This window comes from Phormidesmis priestleyi BC1401 (assembly GCF_001650195.1).
GTDB classification, from domain to species: domain Bacteria; phylum Cyanobacteriota; class Cyanobacteriia; order Leptolyngbyales; family Leptolyngbyaceae; genus Phormidesmis_A; species Phormidesmis_A priestleyi_B.
The window spans coordinates 61,519-75,843 of record NZ_LXYR01000005.1 but is presented as its reverse complement, the minus strand read 5'-3'; the positions used below and the strand labels follow the sequence as shown (position 1 = coordinate 75,843).

At 48.5% G+C, this 14,325-nt stretch carries 12 protein-coding genes; 10 read left to right on the top strand and 2 right to left on the bottom strand.

What is annotated here, in order from left to right; all coding sequences use genetic code 11:
* Position 1 precedes the first annotated feature (1 nt).
* Positions 2–1,630: a M23 family metallopeptidase gene (locus A8707_RS29485; protein ID WP_068815573.1), complete on the bottom strand. Its 1,629-nt coding sequence runs from the start codon at positions 1,628–1,630 to the stop codon at positions 2–4.
* 336 nt (positions 1,631–1,966) lie between these two features.
* Here A8707_RS29485 and A8707_RS04600 point away from each other — a divergent pair, with 336 nt between their 5' ends.
* The gene (locus A8707_RS04600) at positions 1,967–2,521 is read left to right on the top strand and encodes a hypothetical protein (protein ID WP_068815571.1); all 555 of its coding nucleotides are present in this window, start codon (positions 1,967–1,969) and stop codon (positions 2,519–2,521) included.
* Complete coding sequence (locus tag A8707_RS04595; RefSeq protein ID WP_068815569.1) at positions 2,518–2,724, top strand: hypothetical protein; 207 nt, start codon at positions 2,518–2,520, stop codon at positions 2,722–2,724. Before A8707_RS04600 ends, A8707_RS04595 begins: the two co-directional genes overlap by 4 nt.
* A 15-nt stretch (positions 2,725–2,739) precedes the next feature.
* On the opposite strand, the gene A8707_RS04590 is transcribed toward A8707_RS04595, so the two are convergent.
* A complete protein-coding gene (locus A8707_RS04590; protein WP_068815568.1) occupies positions 2,740–4,227 on the bottom strand; it encodes a hypothetical protein in 1,488 nt (495 codons plus the stop codon).
* Between the two features lie 886 nt (positions 4,228–5,113).
* On the opposite strand from A8707_RS04590, the gene A8707_RS04585 reads away from it, so the two are divergent.
* From A8707_RS04585 to A8707_RS04550, 8 genes are all read left to right on the top strand, one after another.
* On the top strand, positions 5,114–6,529 hold the full coding sequence (locus tag A8707_RS04585; protein ID WP_068815564.1) for an SLBB domain-containing protein: 1,416 nt from the start codon (positions 5,114–5,116) through the stop codon (positions 6,527–6,529).
* 362 nt (positions 6,530–6,891) lie between these two features.
* Complete coding sequence (locus A8707_RS04580) at positions 6,892–8,064, top strand: glycosyltransferase (protein WP_068815561.1); 1,173 nt, start codon at positions 6,892–6,894, stop codon at positions 8,062–8,064.
* Positions 8,065–8,109: 45 nt separating this feature from the next.
* Positions 8,110–10,293, top strand: coding sequence for a GumC family protein (locus A8707_RS04575; protein ID WP_068815559.1), 2,184 nt, complete (start codon positions 8,110–8,112; stop codon positions 10,291–10,293).
* 57 nt (positions 10,294–10,350) lie between these two features.
* On the top strand, positions 10,351–11,265 hold the full coding sequence (gene hepC / locus A8707_RS04570; protein WP_082906224.1) for a heterocyst development glycosyltransferase HepC: 915 nt from the start codon (positions 10,351–10,353) through the stop codon (positions 11,263–11,265).
* A gap of 35 nt (positions 11,266–11,300) precedes the next feature.
* Positions 11,301–12,107 carry an ABC transporter permease gene (locus A8707_RS04565; RefSeq protein WP_331711674.1) on the top strand — a complete coding sequence of 269 codons (807 nt, stop codon included), beginning with the start codon at positions 11,301–11,303 and terminating at the stop codon, positions 12,105–12,107.
* Between the two features lie 113 nt (positions 12,108–12,220).
* Complete coding sequence (locus tag A8707_RS04560) at positions 12,221–12,541, top strand: nucleotidyltransferase domain-containing protein (RefSeq protein ID WP_068815555.1); 321 nt, start codon at positions 12,221–12,223, stop codon at positions 12,539–12,541.
* A complete protein-coding gene (locus tag A8707_RS04555) occupies positions 12,534–12,950 on the top strand; it encodes a HEPN domain-containing protein (protein WP_068815554.1) in 417 nt (138 codons plus the stop codon). Before A8707_RS04560 ends, A8707_RS04555 begins: the two co-directional genes overlap by 8 nt.
* An 86-nt stretch (positions 12,951–13,036) precedes the next feature.
* Complete coding sequence (locus A8707_RS04550; RefSeq protein ID WP_068815552.1) at positions 13,037–14,290, top strand: ABC transporter ATP-binding protein; 1,254 nt, start codon at positions 13,037–13,039, stop codon at positions 14,288–14,290.
* Positions 14,291–14,325 lie beyond the last annotated feature (35 nt).

The window sequence follows — 14,325 nt, the reverse complement described above, 5'->3', positions numbered from 1 at the left end:
TTTATCCCTTTTGTTGCCCAACCCCTCGCGCACTGACCTTCTGTGCTTGCACAAGCTGCGTTCGAGCCACCTCTAACTGAATACTCGGATCAGTCACCACCCAACCAGACCCCTTTTGCTGTCTCGTTTCGTAATGCAAATGCGGTCCGGTTGATAGCCCTGTGCTGCCAACGCGACCAATAATGGTTCCTGGCTTGACCTCTTCACCAGGGCGCACAAACATCTCTGACATATGGGCATAGAGAGTATCTTGTTTGCCCTGAGCGTGTTGAAGAACCACGGCTAACCCATAACCGCCCATGAGATCGGCAACCGCAACGCGTCCCTCGCGGGTAGCTAAGATAGGAGTCCCTTGAGCGGCACCGAGATCAACGCCCGAATGAAATCGTCGATCGCCCTTGATAGGATGCACGCGCCACCCAAACTTAGACGTGACAGGCGCAGGAACGGGCAGCGGATACACGACTTGTTCGCCCGTTAGATTGTTAGGAATCGGCGTGGTGCCTTGATATGCCTGCAACCCCGGAGCCGTCGGACTGGTAGTGCTGTAGTTTTGATCGGCTCCTGGCAGCCCCGACGAGTCGCGGCTTGCCATACTCGTTGCCGACACTTGATTCATTAGAGGCTGAGGCAAACGCTGAATCGCGATCGGCACCGAGTTTGAGCGGCTCACCGTTGGGTTGGTGGGGAGGGCTGGCAGAGTGGGCACCGATCGCAGCAGGGTTTGCTGACGTTGAGCGAGTTGACGCTGATTGAGCGCGATTCTGACAGGTTCGGTCGCCTGAGAGACTCCTACTTTACGGCTCTTGACTTCTAGAGCATTGATAGTGTTTAAAATATCTACTCGTGCCGTTGCAGAAAGGGTTGACTCTCGCAATAGTTTACGTGCTTGATCAAACTGTCCTTTGCTGACAGATTCATAAGCGAGAGTGACCAGACTTTCATTTCGTTGAGCGATTCTTTTAGCGTTGTCTTTGGCGACAATTTCTGCGAGACGTTGGTTTAGAACTTGTCGTCGTTCTGTGAGTTGGCTTGACTGATTTGGGCGATTTGCCTGCGATCGTGATACTGGTTTCGTGACGGGTTCGGTTGTAATAGTCGCTGTCTGTTGATCTTGAATCGGCTTCTCTGATGTGGGCGGGGTCGCTTCAGTGGGAAAAGAATTGGCGATCGCGGCGACTGAATCTGGACTCGCTGGCTCTTCTGACGCTGAAGCTGGCGATTCTCGATTTACAACAACTTCAAAAACATCTTCTGAAGGCTTTTGTTGGGCAGCGGGCTGAGCGTTGACGATCGTAGGGGGTGGAGTATTTCGAGCTTGCGCCTGTGAACGCAGGATAGCAGGAGGTAGAGCGCTTTGAGAAACGGCTTCTGAACGTTGAATGGTGGGTGGAGCAGTAACCTTAAATGTTTGAACAGTAGGTGCGGGTGTAACAGCAGCGATCGGTTGGGCTGACGCGAGAGGCACGGTTGCTGAAGGTGCTGATTCTGGCGGCGCGATCGTCGCGATCGGAACCGGAGTCACGATCGTTTGCTGAGAAGCGATTTCAGTCCCCGATGGCTGAATGGTTTCAAGCGCAACTGTTTGAGTCGTAAGTTGCGATAATAGAGAGGGAATGAGGTCTAGCATCGTACTCCTTAAGAGGGGGACACCTAGCTAATACGCAGACGTATTCCTGTTCCAGGACAACTTTATCGATTCACCAAAATACCACTGATGTCCTGATGAGAACTTCATCTAGATGCGGATAAAATCTTCGGTACTGCACTAGAAGAAACGGCTGAGATTAATACGCTCCGCTTCTACTAAAGACGGCATAAATTGTTTTAAGGATTAAAGCAATCAACTGGTTGCGGGTTTTCCCTGTAGATTGAAATTGTCTGGAAGCTTTTAGATGCTTGTCTTTGCAACAGTCAAACCAAAAAGCCTTTAGTCTTATTGGTTTGACGGTCATTAGGAGTTTCGATGGCTCAATCTCAATCCAGACAAGGGATTCCCACTCATTTGACCTTAGAACAGTTTGAAGAATTCGTCTTGCCCCATCTGCACGTGGGGACTTGCGGTCTTCAGCCAAAGCTTGCTTTGCACGTCATTTTCAACGACATCCTAAAACTGTCGTACCTCGGATGCCAGTGGAAAGAGCTACTGATCGAAAAAGACAAAGCGGGGAAACCGGAGATCCACTACAGCAGAATCTACAGTGCCTTTCGGCGGTTTGAAGCTCAGGGATGCTTCGCTGCGATTTTTGCTGGATCTGTGTCGCTGCTGCACCAGAAGGGTCAGCTTGATCTCAGCGCCATCTACGGGGATGGGACAACGACAGCGGCGAAGAAAGGAGGGGATAATCTCGGATACAGCGGGCACAAACATATCAGATGCGATAAAGTGGTTGCTTTCTGTGATCGCTACTGCAATGTGCTCGCCCCTTTTGTTTCAGCCTCTGGCAATCGCAACGAGTCGCCGCTGCTCAAGGAAGCACTGCCGCAAGTGGCTCGGATCGCAAAGAAGGGTGTTAGATGACAATGAACGTGGCGGTTCGGTACAATCCCGTCCTGAAGGAGTTTTATAATCGATTAGTGCAGCGCGGCAAAGAGAAGAAGGTTGCCTTGGTGACTTGTATGTACGAGCTGCTCACCACTTTGAATGCAACCGTCAAGCAGGGTAAGGCTTGGGTGTCTCCTATCGCAGAGGCTGAAACCGAAAAAGTTGCCCTTTCCGCTTGACTTTTAAGATAATCGCTAAATCCGTTGAACCACTAGCACGATCGCGTGCTGCACGTAATTCACAAATCCGTAAATTGGAACCATTGCCTGGGGATTTTTGCTGCTCGTTTCCCAGCTTTTTTGATAGTCTTGAGGACTCAATCTCAACACTGTGAACTCACCCACTTGTTTCTTGGCGACCGCTGTTCGGGCAATTTGACAAGGCAACGGCAAAATTGCAATTCCAGCACTTGTAGGAAAGCTCTGAGGAAGTTCTAGAAATGCTTGTAGTTCTTTCTCTGCATCTGAAAGAGAGGGGTCTTGAGCCGCGATCGTCTGAGCAGCTTTGACCAACATACTTTTTTCAATTTGAGCTTTTGAATTTACAGCAGCCACTTCTACTTTCTCGGGTGCAGAAACTAACATGGATGCCTGAAATAGAGTTGATCGCGAGTCTGTTGCAGCGTCAGATACGGGACTCACGCAACGAGCATCGGCTGTGGATTGGGACGGAGTGGCACTTTTCGGAACAGACGGGACGATCGGAGGGGTAGGAGTGGACGACCCATTAGCGCGAGTTGAAGATGGTGGAGAATTTTGGAGTGGCAGATTTGCAGGTAGAGATTCTTGCGTTGGAGAAGTGGGCTGAGAAGACTGCCCTGGGGGAAAGGGCAAAGGTTTGGGGATTGAACGCGTGATCGGCACCGAAAAAGTCGGCAGATTAGAGACGGGTATAGAATCGGGAACTGCGAGTGCCTGTGTTGAAGATGGTGGAGAATTTTGGAGTGGCAGATTTGCAGGTAGAGATTCTTGTGTTGGAGAAGTGGGCTGAGAAGACTGCCCTGGGGGAAAGGGCAAAGGTTTGGGGATTGAACGCGTGATCGGCACCGAAAAAGTCGGCAGATTAGAGACGGGTATAGAATCGGGAACTGCGAGTGCCTGTTGTAAAAGTAGCTTTGAGGAAGATTGCGCCGGAGTCGCCGTAGAGGACTTTTGGGTGAATGCTTTTTTAGGTTTTTGAGAAGGCTTTGCTGGAGTCGATCGAGACTGCGGCATTAATTCGGGAGGAGCAACTTGTGGTCGCGTCTTTGTTGAGGAAGGAGTTTGTTTGACTTCGGGCTGAGTGACATTCTGTGGAGGCTGAGATTTAGAATTGTTGGCTAAACCAGCAATAACCGCGCCAGAAATCAGGGTAGCTCCTAAGACACCACTACCTGCAAGATAAAGGGGCAAAAGATTTCTTTTAGGAAACAGTTCAGCAACCCCTGATGTGCGGTAAGTTGGCTGTTCCGCGTCCTCATAGTAATAGCGGAAATAGGTGATCGGTCCCTGCTGTATCGTTTCATAAGGAGCCTTGTATATTTGAGATGCAGTGCCTTCAGTATTCACCTCGACAGTTGCTTCACTGGGAGAGTCTATTTGTGACGATGATTGGGCGATCGTGTCCATCGTAGGTTCTTGAGGATTCGGACTCAGCTCATGGCTTTGATCGTGCGGCTTTTTGAACTGATGAAACTCAGTCATCGTAGGCAGGCTCCTGAGTTTATCGTTATCGTCCAATCTAAACAGAGATATTTTTTCTTGTCTTTGAGAAATTCGAGCAAGGTGGCGATTGTGCCAGACCGATCTAATAGCTCTCTTTGTAATCAAATTCATGTCAGCCCAAAGTATTTCCCCTACTGGGATAAATTCAACATCACTTCCACTGATTGAGTTGGTCGATGCTCATCTGTTTATTTTTACAGACCTTGTACGGAGAATCAGGACGATCTCAGGAAGGGGAATAGCAAGTCTATCTATCCAGATTGGCTAGTTTGATAGGTTAGAGAGCGTTGCCATTCCCCAACATTAATTAAGCAGTTTCTTGGCTGGCTTTCTCCTCTTTCTCCTTCCGACAAGGCTGCAATACTCAAGCTAATCACGCCTGGTAGTAGGGTAGGAGTGAGAATGTCTGCACGAACCCTCCAGGTTAGTAAATTCTGAGACATCAGACAAAATTGGACTCACTACGGACAGTTTGTGGTTGTCAGTACAAAATTTGCATGATTTACTCAAATCCATCTCAGTCTGAGAATTCAAGTTCGCAAAGATTTGTTCTTACAGCCTCCAGATGAGAGATCAGGAGAAGAAGCTCAATATTATTCAACCGAGGCGAATTTAAATGGTAAGTGTGACCTGACAGTACAGCCTTTTCGCCAGGTAAATACTGTTCTATCTTGCCAATCTGGCTTGATTACTATCTGCCTTCAAAATAATAGACCGTGTAATATTAAGTATATTTTCGGAGAATTTTCATCAAGATTTTATGATCGCGATACGTTTTCTCATAATATCGACTTGAGCTGTCCGGATATTTGCTGAGGTGCCTGTATTGAGAAAACAAAGGATTCCATATTCGTAAGCGCACTTTATGATCCCTCGCTCTCGATCGCTACATTTAGTCCGTCAATCTACGCTAGTGCTTATAGTGACAGCGACCTATCTGTCGTCTGGAGTTGTGCAGGCTCGCGTTCAACCTAATCCGGTTCCCACACTTACATCGATACCGTCTGAAGATGATGGCTATCTATTAGATGCAGGTGATCGGGTTCGCATTGATTTTTTTAGCGTGCCAGAGTTTACCAACGACTATCAGGTTTTGCCCAACGGCACAGTAAACTTTCCACAAGTGGGAGCCGTTTTGGTGCGGGGTCGAACGCTTAAACAGGCAGCCGCTACCATTTCTGCGCGATTTGATGCGATTTTGACTCGCCCAGTTGTCACAGTAAGTTTAACGGGGGCGCGTCCTGTTACCGTGGCGATCGCCGGAGAAGTCAATCGTCCCGGTTCCTATGCGGTGCCCGCCGAAGGGGGCATTCCTCGACTGACCCGTGTGTTGCAGCTTGCTGAAGGAGTCACTCAGTCAGCCGATATAGATCGCGTTCAAATTCGTCGTCCTCGCCCCTTTGGTCAGGGTGCAGACGAACTCATTACGGTGAGTTTAGGACAGCTTTTGCAAACGGGAGATGTCCGACAGGATCTGCGGTTACGAGATGGCGACAGTATCTTGATTCCCACCAGTTCTAACGTTGATTTGAACGCCATGCGGCAGTTAGCGGCGGCAAACTTCGCTACCACGGCAACTCGCCCGATCAAAATTGCGGTGGTTGGGGAAGTCAATCGTCCGGGACCTTATACACTCGCACAAGCCAGTGGAGGACAAGTCAATCCGTCTACACTGCAAGCGAACAGTGTGACACGAGCCATTCAAACGGCAGGAGGAATTACTCAAACGGCTGATGTTCGCAATATTCAGGTGCGGCGAATGACTCAATCGGGCGCGATTCAAACCATCAACGTCGATTTTTGGAAGCTGCTTGCGTCGGGCGATTTGCGTCAAGACGTACCGCTTCAAGAGGGCGATACGATCGAGATTCCGACCGCGACGAGCCTCAACGATCAAGAAGCAACTCGAATTGCCGCCGCCAGTTTTTCAACCAATCAAATCAACATCAATGTGGTTGGCGAAGTGGGGCGACCTGGAACCGTTGCGATTTCGCCTAATGCTCCCCTTAATCAGGGTTTGTTAGCGGCTGGCGGATTTAACGATCGAGCACGAAAAGGATCGGTCACGCTGATTCGACTCAACCCGAATGGAACGGTGACAAAACGAGATATTTCTGTCGATTTTGCTCAAGGACTCAACGAGCAGAACAATCCAGCCTTGCGAAACAATGACACGTTAGTGGTTAGAAAGTCGGCTTTAGCAGGCATTTCGACCACGATCGGAGCAATTTTATCTCCGTTTAGTAGCTTGCTAGGTGTTTTTAGACTTTTCGGTTTGTAGAATGCGTTGTGCAATTGACTTACAACCTTATGTGAAATAGTAGGCACAACCAAAATACAAGCTGACTGAGAATTAAATTTGGCTCGAAATTTATTACTAAACTAAATTAATAAATATTGGTTAGATTGCATCCTAAAGATTGATTAGAAGCACATCAAACCCATGAAAAAATGTACTATAAAACATAAGTTTATGAAGGCTTAGTGAACCAGTAGACATATTAAAAATTATGCAGTGATAATGTACGTAAGTGATCAGAAAATCTACCAGGTTGTGCATCGAAGCAGATAGTCAGAAAGTGAACTCTCTGCAAGAAACGATCAATAGAGTCAAATACGATCTAGCTTCGCTGGTTTCTGGTAATGAAAATTGCACTAGTTCATGATTATCTAACGCAAAAAGGTGGGGCAGAAAGAGTTTTTGAATTGCTCTGCCAACGCTATCCCCAAGCAGATATCTATACCTCTCTCTACGATCCTGACCGAAGTGTTGATTTTGGCGATCGCCCAGTTCAGACAACATGGCTGCAAAACATTCCCAATGCTGCCGAGAACTTCAGATTGCTGGCTCCATTATATTATCCGGCATTCCGATCGCTAGATTTGCAAGCTTATGATCTGATCATCAGCAGCACAACTAGTTTTGCAAAAGCAGTCCGCAAGCGACCTGATGCCCGCCATGTTTGCTTTTGCAATAACATCACTCGATTTTTGTGGGATACGCAGACTTACCTGCGTGAATATGGCAGCTTCCGCCGCTTTTCTCCAGCGTTAGAACATGTCTTCCGGGTCATGCGATCGATGGATTTGAAATATGCTCAAGAGCCTGATCTTTATATCGGTAACTCTAGTGTGGTGACGGCTCGAATTCGGCGCACCTATCACAAACCTGCGATCGTGATTAATTGCCCGATCGAAACAAGCAAATTTACCCCGTCAGACGTGAAAGAAGATTTTTATCTTGTCTCATCACGGCTGTTGAGCTACAAGCGAATTGACATCATTGTTGAGGCATTTAACTGGCTTGGCTGGCGGCTGTTGATTATGGGAGACGGCCCAGAGCGCGAACGGCTTCAGTCACAAGCTCGCAGCAACATCGAATTCTTAGGCTATGTGCCTGATGCTGAGCGAACTCGACTCATGTCAAAAGCCAGAGCCGTGATCGTTGTTGCTTTAGAAGATTTTGGACTGGTGCCCGTCGAAGCGAATGCCAGTGGAACTCCGGTAGTTGCCTATGGTGCAGGAGGTGTTTTAGACACTCAAATCTCTGGGAAGACAGGCATTTTGTTTAAACGTCAAACCCCAGAATCATTGCAGCGAGGATTGGTGCGATCGCGCGATCAAGAATGGGACTACAAAGCGATTCGAGAACACGCGATCGATCACTTTTCAGAAGACACGTTCTTCCAAAAACTCGAAGCCGTGATTGATCAAGTGTGTCAATCGCCTCGATCGACCCCTTATGTACATCAAGAGTCTGATCTAGATAGAGAATCTTTCCCGATTTCCCCGACTTACCACGAAACAGTTCTATAAGAAGCTTGCACCTCCAACCTTTGTCTACCAACTGAGTACAACTCCATGATAGCCGCTCAACCCACACTGAATTCAACCCCCGCCGCCGAATCAGGATATGGGCAATTATTTGCCGTTCTTCAGCGTCGTTATCTTTGGGTATTGGCTGCGGGTGCAGTATCGGTGGCGATCGCGTTTGCCTACACGCTCAGACAAGAACCCACTTACATTAGCGGGATGCAATTTTTGGTTGAGCCAAACTATCAGGGTAAGAAGGGAGCTTCAGACGCATTTACGGACGCTACAGTAGAAGTCGATTATGCCACGCAGATTTCATTAATGCAGAGTTCTAATCTGCTGAAAAAAGCAATGGCACTGTTGCAAACTGAATATCCAGAGCTTGACCCAGACGATCCGGGTAGCGTCAATGACTTTAGAGGCGCACTGACGATCGTGCAAGTCGCCTCTAAAAAAGTAGAAACTAAAATCTTTAGCATCACTTACACCAGCAACGACCCGATTAAGACGCAGAAAGTCCTCAAGGCGGTGCAGCAGGTCTATCAAGATTACAACCTTCAACAGCAGCAAGATCGCCTGACGCAAGGACTGTCCTTCGTTGATAAGCAACTACCGCAAGTCGAAGGAAAAGTTAAGAATGCAGAAGCCGCCCTAGAGCAGTTTCGACAAGACCAATCTTTAATTGAGCCATCCACTGAAGCAGCCGCCAAAACAGAGATGCTCAACAAATTGCTGTCTGATCAACAAGAAACGCTGGTTCAGATTCGAGAGTTGCAGACGCGCTACGGTGACTTGCAGCAAAAGGTCAATCTCTCGCCTCAGCAAGCAGTGTTTGCAGCACGTCTCAATCAATCAGGTCGCTACCAAGCCGTGTTGAATGAAATTCAGAAAACCGAGCTAGCGATCGAACAACAGCGAATTCGCTTTAAAGACAACACGCTCAATATGCAGCCGCTACTCGACCAACGCCAGCGCCAATTAAAACAGCTTCAACTCGAAGCGAGTCGTCTGGGGGGCGGTTCAAGTTCGGGAGAGCGCCTCCTATCAACGGGGCAATTAGGTGGGCTTGACCAAACACTGATTGCTCAATTTGTGGAAGTGCAGGGCAATCTCCGCACGGCTCAAGCGCGATATCTCAGTTTGTTGAGCAGCGAGCAACGGATTCGCGCAGACCTGCAACGCTTTCCTCAACTGCTGGCTCGATATGAACGGCTAAAGCCAGACATTGAATCCAATCGAGACACGCTCAAACAGTTGCTCAAAGCCCAACAAGACCTGGGGTTGGAACTTGCGCGAGGTGGCTTTGCTTGGCAAGTGGTCGAAGAAGCCCAAATCGGTGCGAAGACCGGCCCTGATCTGCGGAAAAATCTGATGTTAGGCGTAATCGTTGGCATTCTTCTTGGGGGTGGGGCGGCGGTTGCAAGAGAAGCGATCGACGATTCAGTTCACAGTTCTGATGAGTTAAAACAGCAAACTGCTGTGCCATTGTTGGGCGTGATTCCAGAACTCTCGCTGGGTGCCATGAGCGGAAAACCATCCCTACGGCTCTCAGGGCAATCTCAAGCGCTGCTGCCACCGATCGCACAAATCACTAAATGGAAGCCGTTTCGCGAGTCGCTCGATCTGCTCTACCAAAATCTGCAACTGATTAACGCAACGGCCGAACTGCACTCGATCGTCATCACCTCTACGTTGGCAGGAGAAGGCAAATCTACGCTAGCGGTCGGGTTAGCCATTAGCGCGGCGCGACTGCATCAACGGGTGTTGTTAATTGATGCCGATCTGCGGCGACCCAATTTGCACAAGTTGCTTAATCTGCCCAACGAACAAGGGTTGTCTACACTTTTAGTCAGCCAAAGTCCGATTCCTCAACAGATTGAAACTCAGGACGCTAACCTGCGGGGGAACATCTCGGTGCTGACAGCAGGCCCTACCCCGGCTGACCCTGCCAAACTGTTGAGTTCTCAGCGCATGAAAGAAATTATTGCCACCTTTGAGAAGACCTATGACTTGGTGATTGTCGATGCCCCACCCGCCCTGGGAATGGTGGACGCTGTGTTGACAGCATCTTGCTGTAGTGGCGTTTTGCTGGTGGGGCGGATCAATCAAGTGACTCGACCGAAACTGACTCAAGCGATCGAGATGCTCAGTCAGCTAAATCTAGTCGGGGTGGTTGCCAACGGTGTGAGTAGCTCAACGGCTCGCGAGACTTACTATTCTGCTCAGGACTAGCGGTTAGTCAGTCCGTTCTGAAGTTCAGTCTTTTGCCCCTTACCTGAAATTTATCCTATGATTTCTAGCTCTACTGCTTCCTCAAATCACGCCTTCACTAGCTCCTCCGTAAGTGAACCTAACTATAGTCTGACCTGGCGACTTCAGAAGTTAATTGTGCGGGCATCAAGTTCGGATTCTCAAGTCTCACTGCCCCACTTGAATAGAGTTCCGTGGTTGGTGGATTGTCTGCGTCTGTCGCCGATTCAGTTGGTGAAGTTGGATTTGGCGATCGGCGAAGACGCGATAAAGTGCTGGGCAGATGCGTGCCAGCAAGCGGGGAAATCGGCTTTTGTTCGCACTCCTACCAAACGCGGATTTCGGCAGGCACAACGCCCTCTGCGATGGGCACTCAAGCAGGTATCCGATCGGATTATTGCCGCAATCTTGCTGCTGATTCTCAGTCCGCTGTTTCTAGTGCTGGCGCTGCTGATTCGACGCGATTCCCCTGGTTCAGTCTTCTTCCGGCAGTGGCGAGTGGGTGAGCGAGGTCGGCTGTTTCAAATCATCAAGTTTCGCACAATGGTCAACGGTGCAGCCCAGATGCATCATCAGGTCATGACTGACCAAGACGGGTTGCACAAGCTCGAAAATGACCCACGGGTCACGAGTGTGGGGCGTTGGCTGCGTCGCCATAGCCTAGACGAGCTACCGCAGTTGATCAACGTGCTGCGGGGTGAAATGAGTTTGGTAGGCCCTCGTCCTTGGGCGCTCTACGATGTGGTGCGAATCAGCCCCGACTTACAGCAGCGTCTAAATGCGTTACCCGGAATGACGGGAGCGTGGCAAGTGCAGGCTCGATCGACCCAGCTTGATATCAGCGTCGTCAATCGTAGTGACCTTCAATATTTAGAAAGCTGGTCACTGCGGCGAGACTTTAAGTTCTTGCTGTTAACCATTCCCAAAGTTCTGTCAGGATTTGGAGCCTACTAATGCAGCCTAATATACAGTCGGTTCAAAGAGAGATTGTGATTGCGGCCGGTCAAGCCGAAAAGCAATATTGGCGAGATTTATGGAAGTATCGTGAGTTGCTCTACTTTCTGTCGTGGCGAGACATTTTGGTGCGCTATAAGCAAACCGCGATCGGGCTTGCCTGGGCGTTAATCCGTCCGTTTCTGACGATGGTGGTGTTTACGATCGTGTTTGGCAACATTGCTAAACTGCCTTCTAATGGCGTTCCTTATCCAATCCTGATCTTTTCGGCGCTGTTGCCCTGGCAGTTTTTTTCGAGTGCGATGGGCGAGTGCAGCAACAGCTTAGTGGGGAATGCTAACCTGATTTCAAAAGTTTACTTTCCTCGGTTGATCGTGCCGCTCAGTGCTGTGGCCGTCAGCTTTGTAGATTTTATGCTCTCTGGGATGATCTTGCTGGGGCTAATGGCGTGGTACAACTTTGTTCCTAGCTGGAGAATCTTAACGCTGCCTCTGTTTGTGGTGATTGCAGCCGCGGCCGCGATCGGCATCGGGCTATGGTTTGCAGCATTGACGGTGAAGTATCGAGACTTTCGCTATATCGTGCCGTTTGTGATGCAGTTTGGGCTATATATCTCGCCCGTGGGGTTTAGCAGCAATATTGTTCCAGCGCAGTGGCGGTTGTTGTATTCGATCAACCCGATGGTGGGAGTAATTGATGGGTTTCGGTGGGCGATTTTGGGACAGGAGGCTGCCATTTATCTACCCGGATTTGCCTTATCGCTCAGCCTGGTGATTCTGGTTTTGATGAGCGGCGTTTGGTATTTCCGAAAAGTAGAACGAACGTTTGCAGATGTGATTTAGCGATCGTCAAACCACACGCTAAGAATGGGTTGGATGAAGTTGAAAACCTGAGTTATGGCAATAGACTAGTGGTGTCAATTCGATCGTTGAGTGAGTAGTCAGGGATAAAAGTGATGAAGTATCTATCAGCAGAACTTCTCAAAGAAATTGTTGAGCGATTGGTGCAGGGCTTGCAGCCAGAAAAGGTAATTCTCTTTGGCTCCCACGCTTACGGAGAACCCCATGAAGATAGTGACATTGATATTTTGGTGATTGTCTCTGACTCTGATGAACCGCGTCATCGACGAGCAAGCCAAGCTTATGGATCGCTATGGGGATTGACGGCTCCGACGGAGATTCTGGTATTGACACGTCGGGAAGTTGAGAAATCGGCGACGGTGGCGACATCGCTGGTTTCCCAAGCGCTTGAGAGAGGTAAGGTGCTTTATGAATGAGGCAAAGCGGGATGAGGTTTGCCAGTGGTTGATTAAAAGCCAACGAGATTTGGGCGCAGCTCGGCTATTGCTCAAAAGTGAAGAATCTTATCTTGATATCTCGGTCTATCACTGCCAACAAGCATCTGAGAAGGCAATCAAGGGTTATTTGACCTACCAGAATACAATTTTTCAGAAAACTCACAATTTAGTAGCTCTACTGGCGCTTTGTATCCCTTTGGAACCGAGTTTTGGTGAGTGGAGAGCAATGGCGATTAGATTAACGCCTTATGCAACAGAGTTTCGTTATCCGGGAGAGGTTTTGGCTCCAGAACAAGCTGAAGCAACCCAAGCATTTGAAATGGCAGCAGCGTTTGTGAAGTTTGTGATTCAGGTTTTGCCGCTTGAGTTGGGCTTAAGAGACGATTGATGTGTTTTGAGTAATGGTTCTTTTATTGTCCTGATTAATTTCAAAGTGGTCGTAGTGGGTAATAGCGAAACAGATAGGGGTTGTAAATGTCTGACACAATCATTCAAGTTGAGAACCTGAGTAAGAAATACATTCTGGGTCATCAGCAAGAAGGAAGCAGTAGTTATCAGTCGCTGCGAGAGACGATCGCGAATGGCGTTGGGTCTTTGTTCAAAGGTCGCTCTAAAGCCCGCGCTGCTCAAGAAGAGTTTTGGGCGCTGAAGGATGTTTCGTTTGAGATTAAACAGGGCGATCGAGTGGGCATTATCGGTCGCAATGGCGCAGGCAAATCGACATTGCTTAAGATTCTCAGTCGCATCACAGAACCCACAAATGGAAGTATCCGGATCAAAGGTCGAGTCGCCAGTTTATTAGAAGTGGGGACAGGGTTTCACCCAGAACTAACGGGCAGAGAAAACATTTACCTGAACGGTGCTATTTTGGGTATGAGTAAGGCAGAGATCATTCGTAAGTTTGACGAGATTGTAGCGTTTGCTGAAGTTGAAAAATTTCTAGATACGCCTGTCAAACGCTATTCATCAGGCATGTATGTGCGTCTTGCATTTGCGGTTGCGGCGCACTTGGAACCAGAAATTCTGATTGTAGATGAAGTTCTAGCTGTAGGGGATGCCACGTTTCAGAAGAAATGTCTCGGCAAAATGGGAGAAGTTGCAGAAGATGGACGAACTATCATTTTTGTCAGCCACAATACCCAGGCTGTTAGAAGATTGTGTTCGCGGGCGGTATATCTAGAAAGAGGCTCAACGAAGGAAGTCAGCAGTGTAGAGGATGCAATTCAGCGATACTCTAATCAGCTATTGATGTCAGAGCTTGATGTTGACATGGATTCTATACATAGAAATGGTGCATTTGGAGAAAAAGCTCGTCTGCTTCGTTTACGATTGGCTCCTGGTTCTAATCTCAACTATGGAGAACCTCTAGAATTAATATTTACTGTGCAGTGTCTTCGTGACATATCAAACCTGGCGATTGGAATTGGGTTTGAGACCTTAGAGGGCAGTAGAGTCCTAACGCTTGATTCTGACAATAACCAACTTCCCTTTCAAGAAATATCTGCGGGTATTCATGAAATCCACCTTCGCTTGGATCGAAATCCTCTTCATCCAAGTACCTACGCGATCAGCGTCGCTGTTCTCTCAGACGCTCTCATGCTTGATCTTCTATCTAACGTAATTGCTTGGGAAGTGAATTCAGGCCCTTCTGACCGTGTAGGTGACAGAGGATATGGAGGATGCAGATTACCGATCGATGTGCAAGTTTCAACGCTTGCCTTTAAGTGAAAAGTAAAAGCCCATCTTTGTAGTTAACCAGCAAT

Excerpts from the sequence above, each read along its gene's own strand:
- A8707_RS29485 (WP_068815573.1), bottom strand. The coding sequence starts at position 1,630 with ATGCTAGACCTCATTCCCTCTCTATTATCGCAACTTACGACTCAAACA.
- A8707_RS04600 (WP_068815571.1), top strand. The coding sequence starts at position 1,967 with ATGGCTCAATCTCAATCCAGACAAGGGATTCCCACTCATTTGACCTTA.
- A8707_RS04595 (WP_068815569.1), top strand. The coding sequence starts at position 2,518 with ATGACAATGAACGTGGCGGTTCGGTACAATCCCGTCCTGAAGGAGTTT.
- A8707_RS04590 (WP_068815568.1), bottom strand. The coding sequence starts at position 4,227 with ATGACTGAGTTTCATCAGTTCAAAAAGCCGCACGATCAAAGCCATGAG.
- A8707_RS04585 (WP_068815564.1), top strand. The coding sequence starts at position 5,114 with ATGATCCCTCGCTCTCGATCGCTACATTTAGTCCGTCAATCTACGCTA.
- A8707_RS04580 (WP_068815561.1), top strand. The coding sequence starts at position 6,892 with ATGAAAATTGCACTAGTTCATGATTATCTAACGCAAAAAGGTGGGGCA.
- A8707_RS04575 (WP_068815559.1), top strand. The coding sequence starts at position 8,110 with ATGATAGCCGCTCAACCCACACTGAATTCAACCCCCGCCGCCGAATCA.
- hepC (WP_082906224.1), top strand. The coding sequence starts at position 10,351 with ATGATTTCTAGCTCTACTGCTTCCTCAAATCACGCCTTCACTAGCTCC.
- A8707_RS04560 (WP_068815555.1), top strand. The coding sequence starts at position 12,221 with ATGAAGTATCTATCAGCAGAACTTCTCAAAGAAATTGTTGAGCGATTG.
- A8707_RS04555 (WP_068815554.1), top strand. The coding sequence starts at position 12,534 with ATGAATGAGGCAAAGCGGGATGAGGTTTGCCAGTGGTTGATTAAAAGC.
- A8707_RS04550 (WP_068815552.1), top strand. The coding sequence starts at position 13,037 with ATGTCTGACACAATCATTCAAGTTGAGAACCTGAGTAAGAAATACATT.